Raw genomic sequence first — 24287 nt, 5'->3', positions numbered from 1 at the left:
AAAAACGCTTATAGTATCAAAAAGGATACTGTCATGGCCAAAGCGCGCCATTCGCGGTTCGATTGCACGCCGGGTTGTTCGGTCGAGGCCGCCATCGGCCTGATCGACGGCAAATGGAAGTCGATCATCCTGTACCATCTGCTCTCGGGCACGCTACGCTTCAGCGAGATCCGGCGCCATATCGCCAATGTCACGCCGCGCATGCTGACCAACCAGTTGCGTGAACTGGAGGAGGATGCGCTGATCGAGCGCAAGGTCTATGCGCAGGTGCCACCCAAGGTGGAATACAGCCTCTCTCCGCTGGGCCGCAGCATGGAGCCGGTCCTGCTGGCGCTGAAAGCCTGGGGGGATGCAAATATCAACCTTTATGGCAAGCCGCATGCCGCCGAGAGGGCGGACGCGGCCTGATTCCATTGCGGGAAAGCCGCCTCCGTCAGCCCTGGAGTGTGGCGACCTCGATCACCTGGAAACGCCCACCATTCTCTTGGCGAAACAGGCCGAGGCGATCGATGCGAAGGTGGCGAGCGACCTCGAGCTCCTTGGCCCGAGCGTCCAGGCATTCGCCGATGGCCGCGGCATTCTCGATGGCGCCCGACAGCGTCATGTGGAAGCGGAATTCTTCGAGCACATGCGGGTAGCCGTGGGCATGGAGGTAGCTGCGCTGGCGCTCGCTCAGACGGTCCGGGTTGCGGCGCGCGATTTCGGCGGGCGTGAGCGGCGCGCGCAGCCTGTCGAAATGCCTGACGATACTGGCCTCGATGACGGCCAGCTCAGCCGGCGGTTCTGCCGGCACCATGGCGAGAAAGGCGCGGCCATCGCGCGAGGAGGGAATCGGCCGGATGACCCAGGCGCCGAGATCGACGGGCCGATGGGCCTTGGCGAAGGCGACGAGCTCCGATGCAAGAGCCGCCTCGTCCACGCCCTCGGCAGCGCGGAAGGGGGCCTTCAAGGTGGCATGAAAACCATAGAGCCGGGGATCGGCGGTCATCTCGTGCCAGGCGGAAGCAGGGGTAAGGGCAGGATGCCACTGCGGCACATCCCGGCCGGTGAAGGCATCATAGCCCAGGACTTCGCTGCCGAAGCGCCAGAGGGCGGTATCTGCAGCGGGCACATGATAGATCGCGTAGCGTGTCGCCATTCTCAAACGTCCATAAACCTGCTCTGCAGCATCGAACTTGATCCCGGAGGTAAGGTCGATGCCGTAATGTGTTGTTTCCAAGGCCCTTTTATTAAAAGGCCAATGTCCCACTTCGGCTCGATGAACTAGAGCCCAAGTGCACCGCCGTCGGCACGCGGGTCGTGCACGGCCTCGATGCGTCCGTCCCTGATGTGACGGACGAGCGCGCCGGCATGACCGAAGCTGTCTGCATAGGGCCGGCCGATGTCGATGGGATGACCGGCGCGGTCGAGCGCGTTGAGGAGGCTTTCGTCGAATCTGTCTTCCAGCTGAAGTACGGATTTCCCGGTCTTCTCGTCGGAAGCGAGGACGAAACGAGGAGCATCGACGGCAGTCGCGAGGTCTTCGCCCAGGCGATAGCGCGAGAACAATTGCGCCATGATCTGCGGCTGGGCCTCGCCGCCCATGGTTCCGAAAGGCATCGCCCGTCCGTCGGCAAACAGGGCCATGGCCGGGGCCAGGGTGTGGAAGGGCAGGCGCCCGGGGGCCAAAGCGCGGGGGGAGCGGGCGTCGAGCGAAAAGGCCCGGCCACGATTCTGCATCAGCAAACCCGTCTTCGGCAGGACCAGGCCCGAGCCGTAGTCCCAATAGATCGATTGAATGTAGCTGACGGCAAGGCCTTCCTGGTCGATCGCGCCCATCCAGACGGTGTCGCCCTTGGCGCCCGGCAGCGGGGAAGGGGCGGCACGTGCCATCGAGATTGCAGCGGCTTCGCGCTCCAGGAAAGCAGGGGTAAGGAAGGCACCCGGATCTGCACCCATTACGGCAGGATCTGTGATCTCGCGATCGCCGATGGCCGACGCCCGTTTGGCCGCCTCGATCAGGCCATGGAGGTGTTCGAAGCCGCCCGCCCGTTTGAGGCCGAGGCGTTCGGCGAGGCCGAGGATGATCAGGGTGGACAGGCCTTGCGACGGCGGCGGCAGGCTATGGAGCGTGACCCCCGGCAGGGCGAGGCTCAGCGGCTCGCGCAGCCGTGCTTCATAGCGCCGGTAATCCTCCCGCGTGACGAGGGCGCCGGCGCGGTCGAGATCGGCGGCGATCTCACGGGCCGCGTCGCCACGATAGAAATCGTCGAGCCCGGCATGGGCAAGCTGCTCCAGCAGACCCGCGAGGGCCGGCTGAAGGAGGCGGTCGCCGGCCTTGGGGACTTCGCCGGATGGCATGAAATGGGCAGCGAAGCCCGGCACGGCCCTGAGTTCATCGATGTCGGCCGCTTCGACGCGGGCCTGCGAGGCCGAAACGGCGATGCCGTCGCGGGCATGACGGATGGCGTCTTCCAGCAACACGCCGATGGGCAGCCGGCCGCCGAAGGCCCTGGCCATCTCGGCAGCGATCTGCCAGCCGCCTACTGCTCCGGGAACGGTCAGGCTGGAAAGGACGCCGCGAGATGGCACTTCGTCATAGCCGAGATCGCGCAGAGCCGAGATCGTGGCCCGGCTACCGGCAGGGCCGCAGGCCTGTATCGTCCGGACGCGGCGGCTCCTGTCGGCCACCAGCCAGAAGCCGTCACCGCCAATGCCATTCACATGCGGATAGGTGACGGCGATGGTGGCCGCCATGGCGATCATCGCCTCGATGGCGTTGCCGCCCTGGATCAGGATGCGCTGGCCGGTTTCGCTGGCCGGATGATGGGGCGTGGCGACGGCAGCGTGACCGAAAACGGGGGTTTCCATGGAGCAGGGGGCTTTCCAAGCGAAGACTTACATGGACGATTTGTCATCTCACGCGCCCTGCGATCCGCCGGGAATCGCAAAGGCACCTGAAAACAAGGCGTTAGCGCAGGAGTGCCGATGCGCTCCAGCGTGCTTCATTCCACAAGGGGCGTAGCAAAGCGCGGCGCGATGGTATAGAGGCATGAGACGACGTTCACGGAAGCCGCCAGGAAGCCGCCTTTGTCCAGCTCTGACAGATCCATCAATTGGACCAGCCTGATCACCGTTTGCTCGGTTGCCATTCTGATCGGCACCGAGTTGCTCGGTGCGGCCTGGGCTTCCGGCTGGGCGCTGGCGGGATTTTTCCAGCTTGGGTCCACGGCCGAGGTCATCCTGCAAGGCGTGTTCGGCCTCATCGCCCTCTATGCCATTTTCGTCTTCCTCAGGCAGGCCAGCCGGGTCGAGCCGATCTTCAAGCGTGAAGGCGCCGGCTCCTAAGGCGAAAGGTCCTGAACCGCCATCCGGCGGCAGGATGGCGGAAGCCGCCGAAAGCAGCCTCGCCGCGCGCTCGCTCTACGGCCTGTTTCGCCTGCTCAGGGTCAAGGACTGGGCGAGGCCGCCTGTTCTGAAGGCCTTAATCCGCCTGAGCCGTCGGACCGACCCCGCGTTGCCGTCCGCCCGTTTGCGCAATCTCTGCGAGATCCGGCAGGAAATCGTGCATGGTGACCGCGTATTCCATCTCGGACCCCGGGATGGCGGGACAGCGCCCTTCCATCTGCTCTATTTGCATGGCGGCGCCTACTCGTTTGCGATCAGCTTCCTGCATTGGCGCTTCATCGAAGATCTGATCCGCCGTACCGGTTGCAGCGTCACGGTGCCTTTCTATCCTCTGGCTCCCGAAAACGATCACCGCGACGTGCTGGCGAGCGCGCTGGCGCACTACACCGATCTATGCGCCCGCGTTACACCGGAGCGTGTGGCGGTGATGGGTGATTCGGCCGGAGGCGGACTGGCACTCGCACTGGCCCAGGCCCTGGTCGCGGCCGGTCACCCCCAGCCTGGCCAAGTCGTCCTGCTCTCACCTTGGCTCGACCTCACCATGGACGACCCGGCGACGCTGGCCCATCGGCCGCATGACCCCGTGATCACGCCGGAGGCAGCCCGGGCGGCGGCGCGCCTCTATGCCGGTGACCTGCCGCTGGACGATCCCGGCATCAGTCCGCTCTATGGCGAAATGCGGGGGCTGGCGCCGGTCGCCATCATGACCGGCACGGCAGATCTCCTCAATCCCGAGGCCCACAGGCTGGTGCAGCGCCTGGAGGCGGCGGGACAGCCCGTCGAACTCCTCGAGCAGGCCGGCATGGTGCATGCCTGGATGCTGCTGCCGCTGCCGGAGGCCATACAAGCGCGGAGGCAGATCGGCGATCTGTTGAATGCGCACTTCCGGCCGGACGGCAAGATGGCCCATCCGGCCTGATTTCCGGCCCCTCAGGTCAATAGCCGCACCGGCCTCTTCGACCAGACTAGGCTGTAATAGCAGGCCTGAAACAACAGATTCGCGGCGAACCCGGCCGCATAGCCGATCCAGATACCGGACAGGCCGAGCTTCGCATCGAGCAGGCAGGCTAGCGGCACCTCGACCAGGGCGATAGCGGCCACGAACAGCCCCATCGGCACCAGGACCGTACCATCCGCCCGCATGACCCCGCTCAGCACCGCTGACCAGCCGGCGAGCACCACGCTCCACAGCACGATGCGCAGCAGGTCCACCGCGGCAAGAGCCGTGGCAGTATCCGTGATGAACAGGCCGATGGCCCCCGGGGCAATCAGATAGGCGGCCGTCACGAAGGCGCCCGTCGTAACCAGGTTCAGACGCAGCCCCGTGGCCAGGATAGGCCCGACGGCGCCTGGCCTGCCAGCGCCGATGGCGTGGGAGGCCAGGACCGTCGCCGTGATGCCCAGCGACATCACCGGGAACTGTACCCAGCTCATGATCTGGTTGATCGCGCTGTAGCCGGCGGTTGCGCCGATGCCGTGCCGGTTTACCAGGCCAAGCAGCACCAGTTCCGCCACTGCCAGGCTCATCATCTGGCCGGCCGTCGGCAAGCCGATGCGCAGGATGGCCGGCACGAACGAGACGTCGAAGGCAGGGGACAGCGATGGCGCCAGCGGATGCCGGCGACGACGCCAGTGCCAGGCAAGACAGAGCAGCGACAATGCATAGGCCCCGATGGTGGAGACGGCGGCGCTTGCGACACCGAGACGAGGCAGTCCCGCCCAGCCCTCGATCAGGGCCGGCGTGGCGGCGAGAGACAGTGCCGTTGCGAGGACGAGCACGAAGAGCGGCGAGACGGCATCGCCGACACCCCTGCTCATCGAAGTTACGAGCCAGAGCAGGAAGATCACAGGACAGCCCGTTGTCATCCGGCGCGCATAGTCGATGGCCGCCGGCAGGATCGCCATGGGCGTGCCGAGGGCCTGCAGCAGGCCGGGAACAGCGAAGTGGCCGAACAGGGCGATCGGCAGGCTGAGGGCGAGCATCATCACGGTGGCTGTGGCGGCGATGCGGCGAACGCGCGGGCGATCGCCTGCCCCCCAAGCCTGGCCGATCAGCACGGCGGCGCCGCTGCTCAGGCCGATCACCAGCGAGAGCGCCAGGAACAGGATCGGAAAGAAGGCTGATACCGCGGCAATGGCCGGCAGGCCGAGCAACTGGCCGATCCAGATGCCGTCGAGCGTGCCGGAGGCGGCCTGGAGGACATTGGTCAGCATCATCGGCAGGAGGATGCCGAGATAGAGACGCCATAGGGGGCGGGAGGCGGGAGACGACGACATGGCGGATACCGGGCAAGCGGGTGCAATCCGGGCGGCGGAGCGCCAGGTGCGCGCGGGAAATCGACGGGTGAAAATCAGGCGGGAATCGGCAGTTGCGTCAGCGGCAACAGGCGTGAATCGGCCAGGGCGGCGGTGCGGTGCCCGAGCCCGGCGAGATAGTCCCGGTCGTCGGCAAAAGCGAGGAAGCTCCGCACCGAGGCCTGCCGGATCAGCATGACCAGGTCCCAGCGTTCGGTTTCGGGGCCGATCAGGAAGGCACCGCCGCTCCCGAGAAACTGAACTTCGCCGCCACTACGGGACAGGAAGGGCAGGGTGTGGACGACATAGCGCCGGAAGGCTTCCTCACCGCTGATCGGAGCGGCAGGGGCGAGATCCGGTGAGGCCGAATAGTCGGCGATTTCACGAAAACGCAGGAGATTGAGCATGGTGACGGGGCCGGCAAAGCCCCGAGTCACGAAGGCTCGCCCCGCCTCCTGCGTGGGGGAGAGAAAAGGCGGCATGATTTTTCCTCGGCATTCGGGAAGCGTCCAGCCTGGGCAGGCGAGCGTACGCTGCCGAGCCGGCTGAATGAAACGGCTCCCTTTATATCCGGGTGAAATTTTCCATGTCAATATACCCGGGTAATATTGCCGAGTGCACGGATCTCGTTTAAGGCTGTCCGCCGAAGCGCTATGTCATTCCGGTTTGGCCGAAGGAGGCCGCCCATGAAACGTGAAGATCGCAAGGCGGTTGTCGACGCCTACAAGAAGCGCAAGGTTGCGGCCGGCATCTATGCCGTCCGCTGTGCGGAGACGGGGGAGTGCTGGGTTGGCCGGGCGCCGGACCTCTCAAAAATCCGCAACCGGCTCTGGTTCACCCTGGGCCAGGGCGTTAGCCTGAATCAGGCGTTGCAGTCCGCCTGGAAGAAACATGGAGAGCGCGCCTTCAGCCTTGAGATCGTTGAGGAACTCGAGGAAGAGGAGGTCGCCTTCGTACGTGAACGGGTCCTGAAAGAAAGGCTCGATCACTGGATTACAGCACTGGCGGCGAAGCCGGCTTGATTTCGCCTCTCTCTGGAGAAAGACGCCTCTTCCTGTGATAATTGCCCCCAGGGCGTCTGGCGATCCTGAAGGGACGCAGCCGGTCGGGCCGCGCTTCCGAGCCCGCATGCCAGTCCAAGCGACGTGGCGCTTCTCATTTGCTGCCTGAACAGCGCATGATGTGGACTGCGGTTACCGGGGGCCTTTCGCATGTCCGATCTTCCAAGCGACGATCAGCTTCGTATCACGCTGGCGCGAACACTCGGGCTCGTCTTCGAGGATTGGAGCATGCCCGATCCGACACGCATGGAACTGGATGTCGAGCAGGCGATTCGACAGGCGGTCCGGCGAGCCTGGCCGGGCTTGACCGTCACCGCGGTGGTGGCCGGCCTTCGGCACGACGGCGAAGTCGATAGCATCGATCTCCTGATGGCCGACACCCGCAGCGGCATCAAGAGACGGTATCTGGTGTTTCCCTGACATGCTTCGCGTTCGGGGCAGGGCGCGCCTGCAGGCTCCAGCGGTGCCGATGGTCGACCTCGTCCCGCAAGAGGGCGAAGTCGGCCCCGGAAGTCGATCATTGCGGCAGGGCCAGCTTCACCTCATTGCGTATGCCTGCCTTGATGTCGATGTCCTGGACGACGCTGACATCGCCCTTCCAGGCACTGATCTTGTATTTGCCGGCAGGCAGGACGTAGTTCGCCGGCAGCGTGTAGAGCCGGGTGATTTCTTTCGCCTCGCCATAGATATCGGTTTCGGGACTGGTGATGCGCACCGAGTCCGCGCCCGGCGCGTCGAGGGCGGCAAGGCCTGCGTCGAGGGGGAAAGAAGCCGTGACCGTCTCGCCGGCCTTGATCTCCAGGGGGAAGACGCGATCCACCCCGTCGATCTGAACATGCACGCGATAGGTACCGGCAGCAATGTCGAAAACAGGCTCGCCGTCATAGGCATCGACCAGGAACGACTCACCGTCGACCGGTGTGGCGCCGGCGAGGATCTCCACATGGGGATCTTTCGCAACGGGGCCTCCGGAAACGAAGACAATTTTGCCTTTGAGCTTGCCCACGCCGGCAATGATCTCGACGGGGACCGTTTCGGCCGGTGCGACCTCGACGTCGCGGGATTGAATGGAGGTGCCGAGCTTGAGGGTGACGCTGTATTCGCCGGCCGGCAGGATGACCGCCGTCTCGGCATCGTAGGCGGTGAACAGGTCGTCGCTGCTGCCCTTGGCCTTGACGGTCCAGGTCGCGTTTTCCAGGGCTGTTTCGGTCGCGGTCCGCTTGGCGCGCAGCCCAAGGCGGCCGGCATCCAACGCCATGTCGACGCGGTTCATCTCGCCGGCCTTGATGGTGATGGGAGCCTTCACGCTGGCCTGTCCCACCGTGAGGGTCAGGATGTAGTCGCCCGGGGCGACCTGTTCATGGATGTTGGCGTTGTAGCTCGTCATCACGGTTTCAGACGCCACGCCTTCCGGCGCCGGGCGGGCGAGTTCCCACTGTACATTGTCGGTGAGCGGGTCGTCGCTGGCCGCCAACCGGGCATAGCCGGTCAGGTTCCAGGCAGGCTTGGGGTCCGCCTTCGGCTCGGCCTTGGGTTGCGGAGCCGGTGCAGGCGGCGGGTTGCCTTGCGCCGTGTGCACCGCCTGTTGGATGGCCTTGGTGAGTTCGCCGGCATCCTCTGCCTGCAGGGCGACGCCGCCGGTCGCCTCCGCCATGCAGCGCAGTTCCCGGTTGGCTTCGGGATCCTTGATGTCGAAGCCGACGGTATCGACGACGAGGTCGATATCGGCCTTCTTCAAGGCGGCGGCAACCTCGCAGGGGTCGGCGTTACAGGTCTCGACGCCATCGGAGACCAGGATGATGGTCGACCGGCCCTCCTGTCCCTTCATCGCTTCGGCGGCGGCTCGCACGGCATCGGTCATCGGCGTGCGGCCCTTGGGCGACAGGCCGCCGACCATGGCCATGAAGGCCTGCTCCTCGACGGGCCCGACCGTTTTGAGCATCTCGATGTCCTTGCAGTCGCCCTTGCGGCGGTGGCCATAGACGATCAAGCCGAGCTGATCCTCCGAAGGCCAGCCTTTCAGGATGGTGCCCACGGTTTGGCGGGCCGCCTCGATCTTGGTGATGGCGCCTACCTTGCCCCACATCGAGCCCGAAGCGTCGAGCACCAGCATGACGCGAGCTCCTTCTCCTGCCCTCGCGCTCTCAGCCATCGGCATGAAGGCGCCCACCAGGCCGAGAAGGCCCAGAAGGAGGAAGCAAAAGCCTTTCTGCATGGAAAACTCCAATGGATCTGCCGATCGGGCGCCCGTCCGGCCATGCTCGCCGTTCGCCGGTTCGAACACAAGCGAAGGTTGCATGCCCGGATATGACTGCGGAATGTGCTGCAGTCCGTTACCTCTGTGCGCTTTCGCATAGGAGGACGCGGAGTGATGGTGTTCATTCGGCCTTGACGGCGCCACCCTCCCGCGCTCCGCTTGAATGCCCTTCTCCCTACGATTGGACAGGCGGCATGCTGATACCGCCCCACAGCGATGTGCGAAAACGCACAGCGCGAAGGGGCCGTTTCCAATTAACCATTGCTGTATCAGCGGGGCCGGAAATCAGCACGAGCCCACGCAAAATCGTCGGGGACTATCGATGTTGACCTCAAACGCACGCCTGGCCTGGAACGACGTCGACATGTCGGCGCCAGATATCACCGAGCTGCATCGCGCCTACATGTTGTCGATCCGCCAGCACCAGCGTCTGCTGGGCGAGCTTTGCGCGACGCTCTCCAGTCTCGGTGTTGCCATCGACAATTCTCCTCTCGACTCGCAGATGCGGGATGCCCTTTCCGCCGGTGTCGGCCGTCACGTCGACCTGGCCCGTGGGATCATCGCTGGAATCGACAGCGCATTGAGCTTCTCGGCGCCGACGCGTCCGTCGACCGCTCATTGACGAATAGTCGCTGCAGCGGCAGCCGGCTGTGCCGAAAGGCACAGGGGTGCAGCGGCCGGGAAACCGGGTTGCCGTGGACGTAACTCTACTCTCCATAGCAGTACCTTGAGCGGACAGGCCTTGCAGGAGGCTTGTCCGCTCCTTTTAAGCTTGGGGTTCCCGTAGAGAACGAGCCTTACGCCTGGTCGCTTCAGGAAGCCGGCACGGCTTTGCCAAGAAAGAGGCACGATGCATGCCCTTACCTCGCCTGCGTTTACAATAAGGCGGGGGCGGTTTCGCCGGGATAGAGCACGTTCTTTTTCGACCTCTCTCCTGTCCAAACTGTTTGTTTGTGCGTATCTTCGTCATTTCCTGGGGTTCCGCTAGGTTGCAAAACGCTGCAGGGTCCCGGTTCCCGAGTGGTGACGGGAGCGGCGTATGATATCGGCAACACTTCTTGTTTTTTAATCAAACCGCATTGACACCCACTGGCTGTTTCATTTTTGTACTGCTGATGTGTTGATGTTTCCGGCTCTCGTCTGCCTAGTACCGCCGGACTTAACCGAACAGTAACCATAATGATGTCGGTACTAGCTACGCGCTGACGTATTCGGGGGTACTATGAAACTGGTCCATTTTGCCGTGCTCGCGGCCATGTCGCTGAGTCTGGGCGCCTGCCAATATACCAAGACCGCCGATCCCGTGCTCTCGGAGCGGGATGCGCAGTTCATGGCGATGATTCCCACCGGCGATGTGGACAAGATGTTTGCCCGCTACATGGTCGACAATCCCACCGGCGAGCCGGCGGGCGTGGTGGTGGTCGAGACAAAGCAGCATCTGCTCTATTATACGCTGCCCGACGGCAAGGCGATGCGCTACGGCGTGGCCCTCGGCAGCGAGGCTTTCGGCTGGACGGGCGAGGCCGTCATCGACCACAAGGCGGAATGGCCGACCTGGAATCCGCCGGCCGAGATGATTGCGCGCTGGCCGCATGTCAAGCGGACCGAGGGCGGCTGGACCAATCCTCTGGGCGCCCGCGCGCTCTACCTCTTCCAGGGCGGCAAGGATACGCTCTATCGCATCCATGGCACCAACGAACCCGAGAAGATCGGCCGCAGCGTGTCGTCCGGCTGCATCCGCATGCGCAACATCGACGTGATCGATCTCTACAATCGCGTTCCCGCCGGCACGAAGGTGATCGTGCGCTGAGAATTGCGGTTTCTGGCATCTCGGCGCGTCCGGGGGCCCTGCCCAGCATTCGCGCTAGACATGAAGCCTCGGATTTTTCCGGGGCTTTTGTTTGCCCGGTCATTGCCCCCGGACTGGGGAATGGTGGGTAGGTCTTTCTGGCCGAATTGAGTGAAATCCCTCATCCGACGCGCGCGACGGCGAGCCTATTCTCTGTGAACGGTTCATATCAGCTCCGGAGAGACCATCATGACCGACCGCTCGGAAGACAGGTGTCCTACCCCCGATCATGCCGAGGAGAATGCCTTCTTTCCATCGCCCTATTCACTGAGCCAATTCACGTCCGCCAAATCCGACCTGGGGGATGCGCACTACCCCGACGCCTATCGCGGGGGCGCTGGAAGGTCCTGATGATTGCGGCGGACGAGCGCTATCTCCTCATGCGCAACGGCACGATGTTCTTGACCGGCAACCACCCCGTCGAGATGCTGCTGCCGATGTACCATATGGACAAGGCCGGTTTCGAAACCGAGATCGCCACCCTCTCGGGAAACCCGGTCAAGCTGGAGCTCTGGGCCTTTCCGAAGGAGGACGATGCGGTCCAGGGCATCTATCGCAAATATCTCGACAGGCTGAAGCAGCCACTGAAGCTGTCCGACGTCATCGAGGGCCGGCTCGGAGACGACTCCGACTACATCGGCGTCTTCATCCCCGGAGGACATGGCGCCTTGATCGGCCTGCCGCAAAGCCGCGACGTCAAGGCGGTGCTCGAATGGGCCTTGCGCAGGGACAAATATGTCATCTCGCTCTGTCATGGCCCTGCAGCCTTGCTGGCCGCTTCGATCGGCGAAGCCGAGGGAGACTCTCCCTTCAAGGGCTACAAGATTTGCGCGTTTCCCGATTCGATCGACGCGAAGATGCCGGATATCGGCTATATGCCGTGAGCCATGCCCTGGTTCATCGGCGAGAGGCTGCGGGAAGCCGGCGTGGAAATCCTGAATGACGACATCACGGGCCGGACGCACCAGGATCGCAAACTCATTACCGGCGACAGCCCTTTTGCATCGAACAATCTCGGCAAGGCGGCAGCCCGCGCTCTGATCACAGAGGCTGCCGCGCTATAGTCGCCCCGACGGCGGCGCATGAAGAGACGGATGAAGACATGGATCAGTTCTATGGAACGGTCTTCGCCATCGAGAGAAGCGAAGACCTTGCATCGATCCAGCAACGTGTCCGCGCTATCGCTTTGCTGTTCGGATATGATCGTTTCGTATTGTTTTCCGCGTCCCCGGTGCGAGACGACTTGGTCGAGAAGATCTACTGGGCGGAGGGGGATTAGTTTGGCGACGGGACCTTTGTGGATGCGAAGACCTATGTCCAGCGCTGCCCGGTGACGCGCCATATCCTGTCCACGGACGAGGCCTTCTTCTAAACCAAGACGGTTTCGAGCCGCGGCGAGAAATACCGCGTGGTCCGCACGCCCAGGGGAGCGGGCGTGCATGGGCTGCAGATTCCTGTCTTCGGACCCACCGGTCTCGAAGGCGCCGTGACCTATGGTGGTGAGCGGATCGACAGCTCTGCGCGGGCCCGCATTGCCCTGACGATCATCGGCATCGCGGCCTTCCGTTCGGCGCGGCGCCTCATCGAGGGCGGTGGCGGCGACACGGCTGCCAACCTCACGTCGCGGGAGCGCGAAGTCCTGCGCTGGACGGCAGCAGGCCGGCGACAGGCGGACATTGCCGCGACACTCGGTCTGTCGGAGCGGACGGTTGAAAATCATCTACGCCGGGCGCGCCTTCGCCTGGGAGCGGCGACGACGGCGCAGGCGGTCAGGACGGCGATTCGACAGCGCGAAATCAACGATTAAGCGAGTCGCTTCTGAAAAAAGCGCTTTGCTTTCGCACATCCTGCCAAGCGCCACGGGGGACAACCCCAGAGCGTGGGAGCTGCCGGCCTGACGTACCGGCCTGCAATATTGCCAAGTCTTACGACTGGGCCATCTGCTGAAGGCGAGTATAGGCCGCCTCCGCGCTCATCTGGCGCTGGTCCTTTTCCTTGCGCGCCGCACCCACGGCGGCGGCCAGAGCCGGGATGGCAATCTTGCCATAACGATCCTCGAGCTTTTCCCGCTTCTGTTGCGCGGGCTGCTGGAGACGCGATCCCTCGATGTCCATAATCTGGTCCTCAACCAAGATACACGACAAGTACGTGCACGGATTTACGCAGTTACGACAACAACTTATCCCATAATTGACAGCGAAGGCGTGGGAATTATGACGGAACGGCGACACGATTAGCTCAATTGCGACATTGTCGTTATTTTGCTGCAGCATGTTGCAAGAACGTCACAAGTAAATGGGCCACAAGGCCATAAAGAAAGCCGCGCTTTGCGGCGCGGCTGTGATGCATTCATAAGTTCAATGTTACCGATATGCCGCGCGCATGTCGTTGCAGCCGCGTCGCATATCGACAAAAGCAGGATGCTTCCGTTCAGGCGGCGAGATCGTCGTCTTCGTCGCGCAGGCAGGCCGGCATTTCATGCTTGGGCTTTTCAGGCTTGGCCACGACACGGGCCACCTGTGCCGCGGCTGCGGCGACGGCCGAAATGCCGATGGCGCGATAGAGATGCTGCAGCTGCTCGCGCGGCGAGCCTTGCTGGGGCGCGAGCCCTTCGCCCGGTTGGGCGGTGGAAAGAGGGGAGGTCGTCATAATTAACTCCATACGCAACGACACGCTCTACTTACATTCACCCTGGAGGTGCTTTGAAGCGAGGTGAGGGCCGGACTGTGAATATTTGGCGGCGAAGCTATCATGGTTAACGTGAAGGCTCCGTGATACTTCGCACGGCATGGTGGACAGTATAGGCCCGGCTACCTGAATGTTCGATTAACCGGGCCGCCGGCACCGGCAATTCATGCCCTCGGCAAGGCCCAGGGCTGCACGCTGACGATCGACCAGGCCGTACCGCTCTTGCGGCAACCCTTGCCCTGATACCATTGCGCCGGGTTCGTTCCTCGGATGGCCCCGCCGGCCTGGTCCGACTGCGCCGCCACGAAGCTGCGGCAGGTGAGCTTGTTCTCGACATAGGTCTCGGCCACTGGCGTCACCGAGCCGTGGGCGCCGGTCGTCATGTTCGACCATTGAATCGAGGCGCCCGGATTCTGGGGGTCCATGGCGGCCTGCAGCGCGGCCTTGGCCTGCTGCCAGTCGGCGTCGGTCATGCTGGCATTGAGGCGGATGTCCTGGACGGGAATCGAACCGGTCGTGGTCTGATCCTCGGCCGAACCGAAGATCGGGCCGAGAGGCGTCGAAATGGCGCAGCCTGTCAAAATGACACTGGCGAACAGCACTGACAGTGGGCCGCGGACGCGGTAGGCGTTATAACCGCCCTTGAAGACGAACAGGCTGAACACAGTGGAGCCACCCCAATGACCATGACGTTAGGTAATCCTGGCACGGGCGAGTTAACGCCGGGTGACTCGGCTGGCTTCCTCGGCGCGTCCGAACCGTTTTTGTTGTTCGCGCAATGGCTCGCGGAGGCGGAGAAATCCGAACCCAACGACCCCAACGCCATGGCGCTCGCCACGGTGGATCCCGAAGGGCTGCCGGATGTGCGCATGGTGTTGCTCAAGGGCCTCGATGACAAGGGGTTCGTGTTCTACACCAACACCCAGAGTGCCAAGGGCCAGGAACTGGCCGGCACGCCCAAGGCCGCCCTGCTGTTTCACTGGAAGAGTCTGCGCCGGCAGGTGAGGGTGCGCGGGCCGGTGGAGCGTGTCACCGATGCGGAGGCCGACGCCTATTTTGTCACGCGCCCGCGTGGGAGCCGAATCGGCGCCTGGGCCTCGCAGCAGTCGCGGCCGCTCGAGGGGCGTTTCGCCCTCGAAAAGGCAGTAGCGACCTACACGGCCAAATTCGCCATCGGCGAGATCCCGCGCCCGCCCCACTGGACCGGTTTCCGCATCCTGCCGGTGCAGATCGAGTTCTGGCACGACAGGCCGTTCCGGTTGCATGACCGCCTGGTTTTCAGGCGTGCCGAGAGCCAGGACGGCTGGCGCCGCGAGCAGCTTTATCCCTGAGCCAGCGCGCGGCAATTCGGCGTGCCCTTTGCCGCGAGCCGCCGCCCTATTTCATTTGGGCGTCGTGATATCTATGTCTTCTGGCATGGCTCTTGGGAGCCGCCCCCTTTTTCGATCGGTTACATCAATGACAAGCAGTTCCGCCCAGCATCCGCAGCGCGCGATGATCCTCACCGGCGCCTCCCGGGGGATCGGGCATGCGACCGTCAAGCGCTTTTCAGCGGCAGGCTGGCGGGTCATCACCTGCTCCCGTCATGCCTTCCCCGAGGAGTGCCCGTGGGAGGCAGGCCCCGAGGATCACATCCAGGTCGACCTGGCTGATCCGGCCAATACCGAGGAGGCGATCCAGGAGATCAAGCGCCGTCTCGACGGCAGCGGCCTGCATGCGCTGGTCAACAATGCGGCGATTTCGCCCAAGGGCAACAGCGGTACGCGGCTGAGCAGCATCGAGACCGGGCTTTTGGATTGGCAATGGGTGTTCCAGGTCAATTTCTTCGCGCCGATCATGCTGGCGCGCGGGCTGATCCAGGAACTGGAGCAGGTCAAGGGCTCGGTGGTGAACGTCACCTCGATCGCCGGGGCACGTGTCCATCCCTTCGCCGGGGCCGCCTACGCGACCTCGAAGGCCGCCCTGGCGGCGCTGACCCGCGAAATGGCCTCGGACTTCGCACCGCGCGGCATCCGGGTCAATGCGATCGCGCCTGGTGAGATCGATACCTCGATCCTGTCGCCCGGCACCGAGAAGATCGTCGCGCAAATCCCGATGCGCCGCCTCGGCACACCCGACGAAGTGGCCAAGACCATCTATTTTCTGTGCACGGATCAGAGTTCCTATGTGAACGGGGCAGAGATCGCCATCAATGGCGGGCAGCACGTCTGACGGCGGTATTCCGGGGGCGATAAGGTTGCCGACAATGCTCTCGGCATGACAGGGACGGTCTATTCCTCAACAAATAGGTCTATCGCCCCTTCCCCCCTGCGCAGCCTTCCGTTATTCATGCCGTTCCTTTCGAATAGGCAGTTGCGGAATGACAGCAAGTGGATTGATGGCCGGCAAGCGCGGCCTCATCATGGGTGTGGCGAATAATCGATCGATCGCCTGGGGTATCGCCAAGGCGTGCAGGCAGCATGGCGCCGAGCTCGCCTTCACCTATCAGGGGGACGCCCTCAAGAAGCGCGTCGAGCCCCTGGCTGCCGAACTCGATGCCCTTGTCGTCGGCCATTGCGACGTCACCGACGGCGCCAGCATCGATGCGGTGTTCGCCGAAGTTGCCGCCAAGTGGGGCAAGCTCGACTTCATCGTCCACGCGATCGCCTTTTCGGACAAGGATCAGCTGGACGGCCGTTATCTCGAGACGACCGAAGAGAACTTCACCAAGACGATGCTGATCTCCTGCTATTCGCTCACCTCGGTCGCCCAGCGCGCCGAGAAGCTGATGACGGAGGGCGGCTCGATCCTGACGCTGACCTATTACGGCGCCGAGAAGTGGATGCCGCACTACAACGTCATGGGCGTGGCCAAGGCCGCGCTCGAGGCGAGCGTGCGCTATCTGGCCGCCGATCTCGGCGAGAAGGCGATTCGGGTGAACGCCATCTCCGCTGGTCCGATCAAGACCCTGGCCGCTTCCGGCATCGGCGATTTCCGCTACATCCTCAAGTGGAACGAATATAACGCGCCGCTGCGCCGCACAGTCACCATCGAGGAGGTGGGCGAAGCGGGGGCCTATCTGCTCTCCGACATGTCGCGCGGCGTTACCGGCGAAGTGCACCATGTCGATGCCGGCTACCATGTGGTCGGCATGAAGAACCCGACCTCGCCCGACATCACGCTCGCCGGCAAGGACTGAGCGGCAAGCGCAGGCTTTGGAGCACCGGTTCAGCAGCTCATGAGGGGCCGGCAGCACGAAAATGAAACGGGCATTCGCCGGCTGGCGTCATGCCCGTTTCGGGAGGCAGGACGGCCTCCCGTCTGGTTCATACGTCCAAAGCAGGAGTAAGCCCGTGGCGCCCACACTTTACTTCATGCGCCACGGCGAGACCGATTGGAACGCCGAAGCGCGCCTGCAAGGCCAGCAGGACATCCCCCTCAATGAAGCGGGGCGCAAGCAGGCTGCCGAGGCAGGCCAAAGGCTTGCGGGGGTCCTGCCTGAGCCGGATAGCCTGCCCTGGCTGGTCAGCCCGCTCGGGCGCACGCGCGAGACGGCGGAACTGGCGCGCAAGGCGATTGGCCTGCCGCCGCAGCGCTACACCACCGATGACCGCCTCAAGGAACTGACCTTCGGCGATTGGGAAGGCCGCACCTGGGCCGAATTGCGTTCGGTGGACCGCAACATGGTGAAAGCGCGCACGGCCGACAAATGGGCCTATGTCCCGCCGCGCGGCGAGAGCTATGCCATGCTGCACGACCGTATCGCGCTCTGGCTCAAGACGGTGACGCAGGATCAGGTGGTTGTCAGCCATGGCGGCGTCGCCCGCGTATTGATGGTGCTGTTGGCCGGTAAAGCCAGCGCTCAAGCCGCCGAGGAGCCGATCTGGCAGGGCAAGCTGCTGGTCTTCCGCAACAAATCGGCCGAATGGGTCTAAATACCAGGCCGCAAGAAAGACCGACCTATGAGGGCATTCCTGGGAGCGCGGCGGCTCCCGTCGCCAGGCTGGTCGCTCAGGTAACCGGGCCACCCTTGCGCTTGCAGCTTTCGCGGAACTTCTTGCGGGGCTTGCCCTTCAGCCCCTGCTTGTCGGCGGCGTCGGAGCAGGCCTTGGAAATGGCCGCCTTCTTGCTGGCATCGACCGCCGGTTTCTTGGCCTTCGGGGTCGTAGGCGTGGCACTCGGCGCCATCTGTTCCGTCGGCGCGGCCGTCGCAGGTGGCGTGGTCTCAGGCGTCGTCTGTGCAGAGGCTGCGTCCACACCCAAGGAAAGTGCCAATGCAATTGCCGGAAGCAGGCCAAAACGGCGGACGTTCATGGTATTTCCTCCAGTATATTCGATTTCGGTAACGATTTCGATACCCAGCCCGCTCCAGGCATGGAACCATGACATGGCCGAATTTTGACCTTCGTTTGAGAATTCAGCGGCGGCATCTGACCGAATCTTATTTCGATGTCAGGTTATGCCTTGCTTATTCTGATCGCCTCGCATGGCGCTGGGGGCGTTTGCAAGATACCTTCGGCTCTGTCGGGGCACGGCCGAAATTGAGTTTTGGCGCGAATGCTGTAGAAGGCGGCCATCACTTGTTCCCTGCGAGCTCCCATGTCCTTCAACAGCTTCGGCCATCTCTTCCGCGTTACCACCTATGGCGAGAGCCACGGCGTGGCGCTGGGCTGCGTGATCGATGGCTGCCCGCCGCGCCTGCCGATCAGCGAGGCGATGATCCAGGGCTTCCTCGACCGCCGCAAGCCGGGCCAGAGCCGCTTCACCACGCAGCGTCGCGAACCCGATGCCGTACGCATCCTCTCCGGCGTGATGGCGGACGAGGCGAGCGGGCAGTTGCTGACCACGGGGACGCCGATCCATCTGATGATCGAGAATGTCGATCAGCGTTCGAAGGATTACGGGGAGATCAAGGACAAGTATCGCCCCGGCCACGCCGACTATGCCTATGACGTCAAATACGGCATTCGCGACTATCGTGGCGGCGGACGATCCTCGGCTCGCGAGACGGCAGCCCGCGTAGCGGCCGGGGCGGTGGCTCGGCAGGTCCTGTCCGGCGTGACCGTCCGCGGCGCGCTCGTGCAGATGGGGCCGCACAAGATCGATCGCCGCCGCTGGGATTGGGAGGCGGTGGATGCCAATCCGTTCTTCTGCCCGGACCCGGTCGCGGCCGCCTTCTTCGAGGAATATCTCGACGGCATACGCAAGGCCGGCTCTTCGATCGGTGCGGTGATCGAGGTGGTGGCCGAAGGAGTGCAGCCAGGCCTCGGTGCTCCGATCTATGGCAAGCTCGATTCGGATCTTGCGGCGGCGATGATGAGCATCAATGCGGTCAAGGGCGTGGAGATCGGGGACGGCTTTGCCGCTGCCGAGCTCGGAGGCGAGGCGAATGCCGACGAGATGCGCATGGGCAATGACGGAAGGCCGCTGTTCCTCTCCAACCATGCCGGCGGCATTCTCGGCGGCATCTCCACCGGCCAGCCGGTGGTGCTGCGCTTTGCGGTGAAGCCGACCTCCTCCATCCTGCAGGAGCGCCGTACGGTCGACCGCTACGGTCGCGACACCGATATCGTCACCAAGGGACGCCATGACCCCTGCGTCGGCATCCGCGCCGTGCCGGTGGGAGAGGCGATGATGGCCTGCGTGCTGGCCGACCATTTTCTGCGCCATCGCGGGCAGGTCGGCACGCCGGTGGCCTGGCCATTCGAGAAATAACGGACGGCGGGTCTTCAGACCCGCCCCCGATTCAACGCCCGATGTCGTAGCCCTTGTCGCGCAGCTTTACGAGGGCCGCCTCGAGTTCGGGATCGATCTTGCCCGGCATGATGACCCGGGGCTGGACGATGAGGTCGCCGGGCCCATCCTTGGCCTGCACGCCCTTGCCCTTGAGGCGGAAGGAGCGCAGCCCTGTGGTGCCGGCGGGCAAGGTGAGATCGACCGAACCGTCGAGCGTCGGCACGCGCACCTTGGCGCCGAGAGCGGCCTCGTAGAGGGTCACGTTGACGTCGACGCGAACATTCTTGCCTTCGGCACGAAATGCCTCGTGCGGTGCCACGGCCACCGTGATCAGCGCATCGCCGGGCTCGCCCCCGAACGAGCTCGGCTCGCCCTGGCCCCTGAGGCGAATGGTCTTGCCTGGAGCGATGCCGGCCGGAATGGAAGCGTCCACCATGCGGCCTGGCCCGAGCTCGACCCTTGTCTTGCCGCCCAACGCCCAGACCGTGAAGGGAATCTGACCGGTCACCTGAATGTCCTCGCCGCGGGGCGCCGAGCCGCGCGAACCGCCGCCGCGCTGAGCACGTCCACCGAACATCTCGCTGAGGATATCGTCGAAGCCACCCGCGAAACCGCCGCCGCTGCCGCCGCGACCACCACCGAAATTGAACTCGAAGCCGCCGGTGTCGCGTCCGAAGCCACCGGGACCGCCCGCGGCCTCGAAGCCCTGGAAGCGCGGCTTGCCTTCGGCATCGATCTCGCCGCGGTCGAACTGGCCCCGCTTCTTCTCGTCGCCGACGATTTCATAGGCGCTGTTGACCTCGGCGAACTTCGCCGCGGCCTTGGCATCCTTGTTCTGATCGGGGTGGTACTGTTTGGCGAGCTTCCGGAAGGCCTTCTTGATCTCAGCCAAGCTTGCCGTCTTGGAAACGCCAAGGACGCTATAGGGGTCACGCATATTCAAAATCTCTCCCGCCGGCCCCCTGATGGGCAGCCCGCCACCGTGGCACAAGGCCCACGTGCGCCCAAGAGATGGGATTTAGCACGAGATTCCGCAATATGCTCGCGCCGCGAAATCTCGGGAAGGCGGCGATTTCCACCAACGTGCCGGTTCGGGTGCTGGGTTTGACGCTTAATGGACGATCTCTTGTTCCAGCCTCCTGTTTCCGCGCGAATTCGGTATGCCGCGCCTGCCAAATTCCTTATGGAGGGCGAGAAAGGGCTGTAGACTGGGATTCGCCATGCCGATACGCGCCATACTCTTCGACAAGGACGGGACCCTGGTCGACTTTCATCTCACCTGGAGCGCTGCCGCCTATGCCGCGATGCAGCGCCTGAGCGGTGGCGACCCCGAGAAGATGGCTCGGCTGGTCGAGATCAACGACTATGACCTGGCGAGCCACCGCATCCTGCCGCATTCGGTGCTGGTGGCCGAATCTTCGGCCGATTACGGCGTCGCCTGGGCCGAAGTGCTCGGGGAGGTTGCCGATACCGCTTTCTTCGAACAGATGGACCGCATCTTCATCGAGGAGGGCCTGAAACATGTCACGCCCATCGGTGATCCGCCCTGGCTTCTGTCCACCCTGAAGAGCCGAGGCTATCTGCTGGGCATCTGTACCAATGATTCCGAGGCGGGCGCCCGCGCCCACTGCGAGAAGCTCGGCCTGATGCCCTGGCTCGACGCCGTGCTTGGCTATGATTCAGGGCATGGCCGCAAGCCGGAGCCGGGCCCGGTGCTCGGCTTTGCCCAGGCCTTCGGCGTGGCACCCCAGGAAATCGCCCTGGTCGGCGACTCCACCCATGACCTTCATGCCGTCAAGGCGGCCGGCGGCACGGCCATCGCCGTGCTCAGCGGTTTCGCGAAGCGGGACGAATTGGCGCCGCATGCCGATCACGTCATCGAGAGCGTGATGGACCTGCCGGATCTCCTGCAGTCGCTGGCGGATGCGCCCTGATGCTGCGACGTCCGGCGCCTCCGCCAACCGGCTGGGCCCGTACCGCGCAGAGCCTGGCGGTCTTCGCCTTCGAGGTGGTGCTGATCGCGCTGGTACTGCTGCGCTTTCATCTCGCTCCGCTCAAGGCCGGTTTTGCCGCCCTGTGCGCGGGGCTGCTGGCAGCCTGCGCCGCCTTGCTCTGCGCCGTGATCGCCTTCCAGGTGATCTGGCGCAAGGGCGAACGAGGCTTCGGCCGGGCCTTCAGCGCCTTCCTGCTTGCCATCCTGGTGCTGGGGCCCGCGGCGATCGCCACCAGCCTTGCCCTCAGCGTGCCTGATATCGTGGATGTCAGCACCGATCCCGATGATCCCCCGCCCTTGGCCCATGCCAACCGCACACGCGCGGCGGACGCCAATTCCACCGCCTATGCAGCGGGGCTGGCGGCCTATCAGCGCGAGGCCTTGCCGCAGGTCCAGTCTATCCTCCTCGACGTGCCGCCGGACGATATCCGCAAGATCGCCCTCCGCCTGATGCGGGAAAGGCGCTGGCAGGTTGTCGGCGATCTTCGCTTTGGCGAGATGGCCGCGCGTATCCGCCTGCCCGACAGTATCCGCGACGATGGCGATCCCGTGGACTCCGACGCGATGGGCGGCTCGCCCGCGGGCCCGGCCGCTGCCCAAAGGCGCTTCGGCGATCGCATCGAGGCGGTCGCCTCATCCACCATTCTGGGTACTGTCGACGACATCGCACTCCGCGTCCGGAGCGAGGGCGGCAAGACGCGCATCGACATGCGCTCGGCTGCTCGCTACGGCTCCTATGATTTCGGGGCCAACGCCAGGCATGTGCAGAGCTTCATGGCCGAATTGCGTGATCGGGCCCTGACGCCGGATCAGGCGAGCCAGTAGCGGCCCGCCATGGAAGGAACCCCCTCGGTGACGACCTTGCCGCGCTGGACCAGGTCTTCGAGATGGGCGAACAGATTGAGGGCCGCGGCTCCCTGCAAGCCGGCGGGAAGTCCCGCATAAACCCTGGCGGTCAAGGGTGTGACCGGCGCGGGGCCTTCGCTGAGCGCCTGAAGGATCGACGCCTCGCGCATGCGGCGGTGCTCGATCATCGCGCGCACGAAGCGCTGGGGCTGTTCGACCGGCCCGCCATGACCGGGGAAATAGCGGGCCTCCGGCCTGCGGAGGAGCTTCTCCAGCGAGGCCATATAGTCCCCCATCGAGCCGTCGGGTGGGGCGACGATGCTGGTGGACCAGGCCATGACATGGTCGCCCGACAACAGCACCTTGTCCGCCTCCAGCGAAAAGGCGAGGTGGTTGGCGCAGTGGCCGGGCGTCGCCAGCGCCGTCAACGGCCAATCGGGCGGGCCGAAATGATCGCCCTCGGCCAGGACTACGTCGGGCCGGAAGGTGAGGTCGCCGGCGGCATCGAGCAGATTGATCTCGCCGTCATGCAAGGGGCGGGCGCTGCGATGCGGGCCGGCGCCGTAGGTGGGCGCCCCGGTGGCCGATACCAGCGCCGACACACCCGGTGAATGGTCCCGGTGAGTGTGGGTGACGGCAATCGCCACCACTTCCTCGCCGCGTACGGCCGCGAGCAAGGCAGCGGCGTGGCCAGGATCGTCCGGTCCGGGGTCGATGATGGCGACCTTGCCGCGTCCGACGATATAGGAACAGGTACCGGTAAAGGTGAAGGCACCGCCATTGGAAGCCAGGATGCGGCGGACACCCGGAGACAATTCCTCGAGGACGCCCGGGGACGGCGCCTCGCGGTTGTAAGGTATGTCTTCGCCCATGGGGATTTCCAGTATCGGTGAAATTTGTCCGGTGCGGCAAGGGCCTATCGATCCAGCAGCCGATATCGCCTCTTGCGTACAAACGTCCTTTGGATGAAACTCATTGCGTACTGGTGTGGAATGGATCTGGTCATCCGGCCAGATCGGGACTGGGAGCGTAAGATGGCGCAGAGCGGCACCGTCAAGTTCTTCAACACCCAAAAAGGCTATGGCTTCATAACGCCTGACGATGGTGGACGCGACATCTTTGTTCACATCACCGCAGTCGAGAGTTCCGGTCTGGGTACATTGTCTGAAGGCCAGAAGATCTCCTTCGATGTCGAGCCCGACAAGAAGGGCAAGGGACCGAAGGCCGTCAATCTGGTGAAGGCCTGATCGGTATTTCCGCACTTGCGGCTGAAATGCGGTAATGGATGGATGAGCGCTTGCAGGCGCTCGTGATTCCAGCACCTGGATTTCGGCTCCATCATGCAATTGCGCTCCTCGCCGCCTTCGCCCTTCGGCCGGAAGGTCAAGATCGCCGCCCACTATCTCGGCCTGTCCGATCGCATCACCGTGGTCCCGGCGGATACCAATGATCCGCAGGACAGCCTGCGCGGGCAGAACCCGCTCGGCAAGATCCCGGTGCTGATCCTGGATGACGGGTCCATCCTCTACGACAGCCGTGTCATTCTCGATTATCTCGACCACCTCGCAGGAGGCGGGCGGATCATGCCGCAGGGCCCGGAACGCTATGAAGTGCTGACCCGTCAGGCCCTTGCGGACGGCATCATGGATGCTGCCCTGCTCCAGGTCTATGAGGCGAGGATGCGTCCCGAAGACCAGCGCAGCGCCAAATGGCTCGACATCCAGGCCGGCAAGGTCGCGCGTGGCCTGGCTCAATTCGAGGCACGGGCAGGGGCCTTCGACCCGGCACTGGACGCGGGAAGCATCACGCTGGCCTGCGCGCTCGGCTATCTCGATTTGCGCTTTGCCGGAACCTGGCGGCAGCATCATCCCAAGCTGCAAGCCTGGCTGGCCGCCTTCGAGGCGGAAATCCCGGCTTTCGGCCTGACGCGTCCGCAGTGAGGCGATGGGCCTGAACAGTGGCCCCTATCGCTTCCGTCCGGCCACGTCGACGGCATTGATCTGAGCAGCCTCGTCGAAGTCACCGTCCGGCACCACTTCACATTGCGACTGAACTCTTCTGGGATCGCGGGCATCCTTGCCCGCCTCTGTGAGCGCACCGGTGAGGGAGCCGGAAGAGCAGTACGGATGCCTGCGATGCCGGGGAAACCCGTTTTCGACGGACCAGTGCTTTCCAGACTCGATCTGGAAGCCTGAC

The 24287-nt window shown here is 64.0% G+C and carries 31 protein-coding genes; 20 read left to right on the top strand and 11 right to left on the bottom strand.

The annotated features are described in order from the left end of the window. The first annotated feature begins 33 nt into the window (after positions 1-33). A complete protein-coding gene (locus tag U1R88_RS25175) occupies positions 34-408 on the top strand; it encodes a winged helix-turn-helix transcriptional regulator (RefSeq protein WP_322433721.1) in 375 nt (124 codons plus the stop codon). Between the two features lie 25 nt (positions 409-433). Here U1R88_RS25175 and U1R88_RS25170 read toward each other — a convergent pair whose 3' ends face one another. Then, entirely contained in the window at positions 434-1138 is a 705-nt protein-coding gene (locus U1R88_RS25170; protein ID WP_322433720.1) for a DUF1045 domain-containing protein, read from the bottom strand. 125 nt (positions 1139-1263) lie between these two features. Further along, on the bottom strand, positions 1264-2850 hold the full coding sequence (locus tag U1R88_RS25165; protein WP_322433719.1) for a gamma-glutamyltransferase family protein: 1587 nt from the start codon (positions 2848-2850) through the stop codon (positions 1264-1266). Positions 2851-3069: 219 nt separating this feature from the next. On the opposite strand from U1R88_RS25165, the gene U1R88_RS25160 reads away from it, so the two are divergent. Together U1R88_RS25160 and U1R88_RS25155 are read left to right on the top strand one after the other, a co-directional pair. Continuing rightward, positions 3070-3327: a hypothetical protein gene (locus U1R88_RS25160; RefSeq protein ID WP_322433718.1), complete on the top strand. Its 258-nt coding sequence runs from the start codon at positions 3070-3072 to the stop codon at positions 3325-3327. A 34-nt stretch (positions 3328-3361) separates the two neighbouring features. Continuing rightward, positions 3362-4306 (top strand): alpha/beta hydrolase fold domain-containing protein, encoded by a 945-nt coding sequence (locus U1R88_RS25155; protein WP_322433717.1) that lies wholly within the window; start codon positions 3362-3364, stop codon positions 4304-4306. Positions 4307-4317: 11 nt separating this feature from the next. On the opposite strand, the gene U1R88_RS25150 is transcribed toward U1R88_RS25155, so the two are convergent. Both U1R88_RS25150 and U1R88_RS25145 read right to left on the bottom strand, forming a co-directional pair. Beyond that, positions 4318-5664: an MATE family efflux transporter gene (locus U1R88_RS25150; protein WP_322433716.1), complete on the bottom strand. Its 1347-nt coding sequence runs from the start codon at positions 5662-5664 to the stop codon at positions 4318-4320. A gap of 74 nt (positions 5665-5738) precedes the next feature. After that, on the bottom strand, positions 5739-6164 hold the full coding sequence (locus U1R88_RS25145; protein ID WP_322433715.1) for a DUF1330 domain-containing protein: 426 nt from the start codon (positions 6162-6164) through the stop codon (positions 5739-5741). Between the two features lie 204 nt (positions 6165-6368). Here U1R88_RS25145 and U1R88_RS25140 point away from each other — a divergent pair, with 204 nt between their 5' ends. Next, complete coding sequence (locus U1R88_RS25140; RefSeq protein ID WP_322433714.1) at positions 6369-6704, top strand: GIY-YIG nuclease family protein; 336 nt, start codon at positions 6369-6371, stop codon at positions 6702-6704. 189 nt (positions 6705-6893) lie between these two features. Beyond that, positions 6894-7163 (top strand): hypothetical protein, encoded by a 270-nt coding sequence (locus tag U1R88_RS25135; protein WP_322433713.1) that lies wholly within the window; start codon positions 6894-6896, stop codon positions 7161-7163. A 97-nt stretch (positions 7164-7260) separates the two neighbouring features. Here the strand turns inward: U1R88_RS25135 and U1R88_RS25130 are convergent, their stop codons facing one another. Then, positions 7261-8958: a vWA domain-containing protein gene (locus tag U1R88_RS25130; protein WP_322433712.1), complete on the bottom strand. Its 1698-nt coding sequence runs from the start codon at positions 8956-8958 to the stop codon at positions 7261-7263. A 364-nt stretch (positions 8959-9322) separates the two neighbouring features. Here U1R88_RS25130 and U1R88_RS25125 point away from each other — a divergent pair, with 364 nt between their 5' ends. From U1R88_RS25125 to U1R88_RS25100, 6 genes are all read left to right on the top strand, one after another. After that, the gene (locus tag U1R88_RS25125; RefSeq protein ID WP_322433711.1) at positions 9323-9622 is read left to right on the top strand and encodes a hypothetical protein; all 300 of its coding nucleotides are present in this window, start codon (positions 9323-9325) and stop codon (positions 9620-9622) included. Positions 9623-10222: 600 nt separating this feature from the next. Continuing rightward, positions 10223-10810 carry a L,D-transpeptidase gene (locus tag U1R88_RS25120; protein WP_322433710.1) on the top strand — a complete coding sequence of 196 codons (588 nt, stop codon included), beginning with the start codon at positions 10223-10225 and terminating at the stop codon, positions 10808-10810. A 389-nt stretch (positions 10811-11199) separates the two neighbouring features. Beyond that, complete coding sequence (locus tag U1R88_RS25115) at positions 11200-11733, top strand: DJ-1/PfpI family protein (RefSeq protein WP_322433709.1); 534 nt, start codon at positions 11200-11202, stop codon at positions 11731-11733. A gap of 3 nt (positions 11734-11736) precedes the next feature. After that, a complete protein-coding gene (locus U1R88_RS25110; RefSeq protein ID WP_322433708.1) occupies positions 11737-11913 on the top strand; it encodes a hypothetical protein in 177 nt (58 codons plus the stop codon). Positions 11914-11951: 38 nt separating this feature from the next. After that, positions 11952-12128: a hypothetical protein gene (locus tag U1R88_RS25105; RefSeq protein ID WP_322433707.1), complete on the top strand. Its 177-nt coding sequence runs from the start codon at positions 11952-11954 to the stop codon at positions 12126-12128. 129 nt (positions 12129-12257) lie between these two features. Next, complete coding sequence (locus tag U1R88_RS25100) at positions 12258-12656, top strand: LuxR C-terminal-related transcriptional regulator (RefSeq protein ID WP_322433706.1); 399 nt, start codon at positions 12258-12260, stop codon at positions 12654-12656. Between the two features lie 118 nt (positions 12657-12774). Here U1R88_RS25100 and U1R88_RS25095 read toward each other — a convergent pair whose 3' ends face one another. The 3 genes from U1R88_RS25095 to U1R88_RS25085 form a co-directional block, all read right to left on the bottom strand. Then, on the bottom strand, positions 12775-12963 hold the full coding sequence (locus U1R88_RS25095; RefSeq protein WP_068284584.1) for a hypothetical protein: 189 nt from the start codon (positions 12961-12963) through the stop codon (positions 12775-12777). Between the two features lie 316 nt (positions 12964-13279). Beyond that, complete coding sequence (locus tag U1R88_RS25090; protein ID WP_322433705.1) at positions 13280-13498, bottom strand: hypothetical protein; 219 nt, start codon at positions 13496-13498, stop codon at positions 13280-13282. A 203-nt stretch (positions 13499-13701) separates the two neighbouring features. After that, on the bottom strand, positions 13702-14202 hold the full coding sequence (locus tag U1R88_RS25085; RefSeq protein WP_068284580.1) for an RT0821/Lpp0805 family surface protein: 501 nt from the start codon (positions 14200-14202) through the stop codon (positions 13702-13704). Positions 14203-14217: 15 nt separating this feature from the next. Here U1R88_RS25085 and pdxH point away from each other — a divergent pair, with 15 nt between their 5' ends. The 4 genes from pdxH (at position 14218) to U1R88_RS25065 (ending at position 17451) form a co-directional block, all read left to right on the top strand. Further along, entirely contained in the window at positions 14218-14868 is a 651-nt protein-coding gene (pdxH, locus tag U1R88_RS25080; RefSeq protein ID WP_322433704.1) for a pyridoxamine 5'-phosphate oxidase, read from the top strand. A 127-nt stretch (positions 14869-14995) separates the two neighbouring features. Then, positions 14996-15748, top strand: coding sequence for an SDR family NAD(P)-dependent oxidoreductase (locus tag U1R88_RS25075; RefSeq protein ID WP_322433703.1), 753 nt, complete (start codon positions 14996-14998; stop codon positions 15746-15748). A gap of 148 nt (positions 15749-15896) precedes the next feature. Beyond that, a complete protein-coding gene (gene fabI / locus U1R88_RS25070; RefSeq protein ID WP_322433702.1) occupies positions 15897-16715 on the top strand; it encodes an enoyl-ACP reductase FabI in 819 nt (272 codons plus the stop codon). Positions 16716-16869: 154 nt separating this feature from the next. Beyond that, on the top strand, positions 16870-17451 hold the full coding sequence (locus U1R88_RS25065) for a histidine phosphatase family protein (RefSeq protein ID WP_245314602.1): 582 nt from the start codon (positions 16870-16872) through the stop codon (positions 17449-17451). Positions 17452-17527: 76 nt separating this feature from the next. Here the strand turns inward: U1R88_RS25065 and U1R88_RS25060 are convergent, their stop codons facing one another. Beyond that, a complete protein-coding gene (locus tag U1R88_RS25060; protein ID WP_322433701.1) occupies positions 17528-17830 on the bottom strand; it encodes a PsiF family protein in 303 nt (100 codons plus the stop codon). A 285-nt stretch (positions 17831-18115) separates the two neighbouring features. On the opposite strand from U1R88_RS25060, the gene aroC reads away from it, so the two are divergent. Further along, positions 18116-19231: a chorismate synthase gene (aroC, locus tag U1R88_RS25055; protein ID WP_322433700.1), complete on the top strand. Its 1116-nt coding sequence runs from the start codon at positions 18116-18118 to the stop codon at positions 19229-19231. 31 nt (positions 19232-19262) lie between these two features. Here the strand turns inward: aroC and U1R88_RS25050 are convergent, their stop codons facing one another. Beyond that, the gene (locus U1R88_RS25050; RefSeq protein ID WP_322433699.1) at positions 19263-20189 is read right to left on the bottom strand and encodes a DnaJ C-terminal domain-containing protein; all 927 of its coding nucleotides are present in this window, start codon (positions 20187-20189) and stop codon (positions 19263-19265) included. 283 nt (positions 20190-20472) lie between these two features. On the opposite strand from U1R88_RS25050, the gene U1R88_RS25045 reads away from it, so the two are divergent. After that, positions 20473-21186, top strand: coding sequence for an HAD family hydrolase (locus U1R88_RS25045; protein WP_322433698.1), 714 nt, complete (start codon positions 20473-20475; stop codon positions 21184-21186). After that, positions 21186-22070: a DUF1499 domain-containing protein gene (locus U1R88_RS25040; protein ID WP_322433697.1), complete on the top strand. Its 885-nt coding sequence runs from the start codon at positions 21186-21188 to the stop codon at positions 22068-22070. The genes U1R88_RS25045 and U1R88_RS25040 overlap by 1 nt, the downstream gene beginning before the upstream one ends. On the opposite strand, the gene U1R88_RS25035 is transcribed toward U1R88_RS25040, so the two are convergent. Further along, positions 22055-22963, bottom strand: a complete 909-nt coding sequence (locus U1R88_RS25035) for an MBL fold metallo-hydrolase (RefSeq protein ID WP_322433696.1) — start codon at positions 22961-22963, stop codon at positions 22055-22057. The genes U1R88_RS25040 and U1R88_RS25035 overlap by 16 nt on opposite strands. Positions 22964-23125: 162 nt before the next feature. On the opposite strand from U1R88_RS25035, the gene U1R88_RS25030 reads away from it, so the two are divergent. Both U1R88_RS25030 and U1R88_RS25025 read left to right on the top strand, forming a co-directional pair. Next, positions 23126-23338: a cold-shock protein gene (locus U1R88_RS25030; RefSeq protein ID WP_068284736.1), complete on the top strand. Its 213-nt coding sequence runs from the start codon at positions 23126-23128 to the stop codon at positions 23336-23338. Positions 23339-23428: 90 nt separating this feature from the next. Continuing rightward, entirely contained in the window at positions 23429-24031 is a 603-nt protein-coding gene (locus tag U1R88_RS25025; RefSeq protein ID WP_322433780.1) for a glutathione S-transferase family protein, read from the top strand. The last annotated feature ends 256 nt before the right edge of the window (positions 24032-24287 follow it).

The organism is Labrys sedimenti (genome assembly GCF_034424805.1).
In the GTDB taxonomy this organism is placed as follows: Bacteria; Pseudomonadota; Alphaproteobacteria; order Rhizobiales; family Labraceae; genus Labrys; species Labrys sedimenti.
This window is presented reverse-complemented; position numbering and strand designations above follow the sequence as displayed.

Bases quoted from the DNA above. Each gene is read 5' to 3' on its own strand.
- U1R88_RS25175 (WP_322433721.1), top strand. From the start codon at position 34: ATGGCCAAAGCGCGCCATTCGCGGTTCGATTGCACGCCGGGTTGTTCG.
- U1R88_RS25170 (WP_322433720.1), bottom strand. From the start codon at position 1,138: ATGGCGACACGCTACGCGATCTATCATGTGCCCGCTGCAGATACCGCC.
- U1R88_RS25165 (WP_322433719.1), bottom strand. From the start codon at position 2,850: ATGGAAACCCCCGTTTTCGGTCACGCTGCCGTCGCCACGCCCCATCAT.
- U1R88_RS25155 (WP_322433717.1), top strand. From the start codon at position 3,362: ATGGCGGAAGCCGCCGAAAGCAGCCTCGCCGCGCGCTCGCTCTACGGC.
- U1R88_RS25150 (WP_322433716.1), bottom strand. From the start codon at position 5,664: ATGTCGTCGTCTCCCGCCTCCCGCCCCCTATGGCGTCTCTATCTCGGC.
- U1R88_RS25145 (WP_322433715.1), bottom strand. From the start codon at position 6,164: ATGCCGCCTTTTCTCTCCCCCACGCAGGAGGCGGGGCGAGCCTTCGTG.
- U1R88_RS25140 (WP_322433714.1), top strand. From the start codon at position 6,369: ATGAAACGTGAAGATCGCAAGGCGGTTGTCGACGCCTACAAGAAGCGC.
- U1R88_RS25135 (WP_322433713.1), top strand. From the start codon at position 6,894: ATGTCCGATCTTCCAAGCGACGATCAGCTTCGTATCACGCTGGCGCGA.
- U1R88_RS25130 (WP_322433712.1), bottom strand. From the start codon at position 8,958: ATGCAGAAAGGCTTTTGCTTCCTCCTTCTGGGCCTTCTCGGCCTGGTG.
- U1R88_RS25125 (WP_322433711.1), top strand. From the start codon at position 9,323: ATGTTGACCTCAAACGCACGCCTGGCCTGGAACGACGTCGACATGTCG.
- U1R88_RS25120 (WP_322433710.1), top strand. From the start codon at position 10,223: ATGAAACTGGTCCATTTTGCCGTGCTCGCGGCCATGTCGCTGAGTCTG.
- U1R88_RS25115 (WP_322433709.1), top strand. From the start codon at position 11,200: ATGATTGCGGCGGACGAGCGCTATCTCCTCATGCGCAACGGCACGATG.
- U1R88_RS25110 (WP_322433708.1), top strand. From the start codon at position 11,737: ATGCCCTGGTTCATCGGCGAGAGGCTGCGGGAAGCCGGCGTGGAAATC.
- U1R88_RS25105 (WP_322433707.1), top strand. From the start codon at position 11,952: ATGGATCAGTTCTATGGAACGGTCTTCGCCATCGAGAGAAGCGAAGAC.
- U1R88_RS25095 (WP_068284584.1), bottom strand. From the start codon at position 12,963: ATGGACATCGAGGGATCGCGTCTCCAGCAGCCCGCGCAACAGAAGCGG.
- U1R88_RS25090 (WP_322433705.1), bottom strand. From the start codon at position 13,498: ATGACGACCTCCCCTCTTTCCACCGCCCAACCGGGCGAAGGGCTCGCG.
- pdxH (WP_322433704.1), top strand. From the start codon at position 14,218: ATGACCATGACGTTAGGTAATCCTGGCACGGGCGAGTTAACGCCGGGT.
- U1R88_RS25075 (WP_322433703.1), top strand. From the start codon at position 14,996: ATGACAAGCAGTTCCGCCCAGCATCCGCAGCGCGCGATGATCCTCACC.
- fabI (WP_322433702.1), top strand. From the start codon at position 15,897: ATGACAGCAAGTGGATTGATGGCCGGCAAGCGCGGCCTCATCATGGGT.
- U1R88_RS25060 (WP_322433701.1), bottom strand. From the start codon at position 17,830: ATGAACGTCCGCCGTTTTGGCCTGCTTCCGGCAATTGCATTGGCACTT.
- aroC (WP_322433700.1), top strand. From the start codon at position 18,116: ATGTCCTTCAACAGCTTCGGCCATCTCTTCCGCGTTACCACCTATGGC.
- U1R88_RS25050 (WP_322433699.1), bottom strand. From the start codon at position 20,189: ATGCGTGACCCCTATAGCGTCCTTGGCGTTTCCAAGACGGCAAGCTTG.
- U1R88_RS25045 (WP_322433698.1), top strand. From the start codon at position 20,473: ATGCCGATACGCGCCATACTCTTCGACAAGGACGGGACCCTGGTCGAC.
- U1R88_RS25040 (WP_322433697.1), top strand. From the start codon at position 21,186: ATGCTGCGACGTCCGGCGCCTCCGCCAACCGGCTGGGCCCGTACCGCG.
- U1R88_RS25035 (WP_322433696.1), bottom strand. From the start codon at position 22,963: ATGGGCGAAGACATACCTTACAACCGCGAGGCGCCGTCCCCGGGCGTC.
- U1R88_RS25030 (WP_068284736.1), top strand. From the start codon at position 23,126: ATGGCGCAGAGCGGCACCGTCAAGTTCTTCAACACCCAAAAAGGCTAT.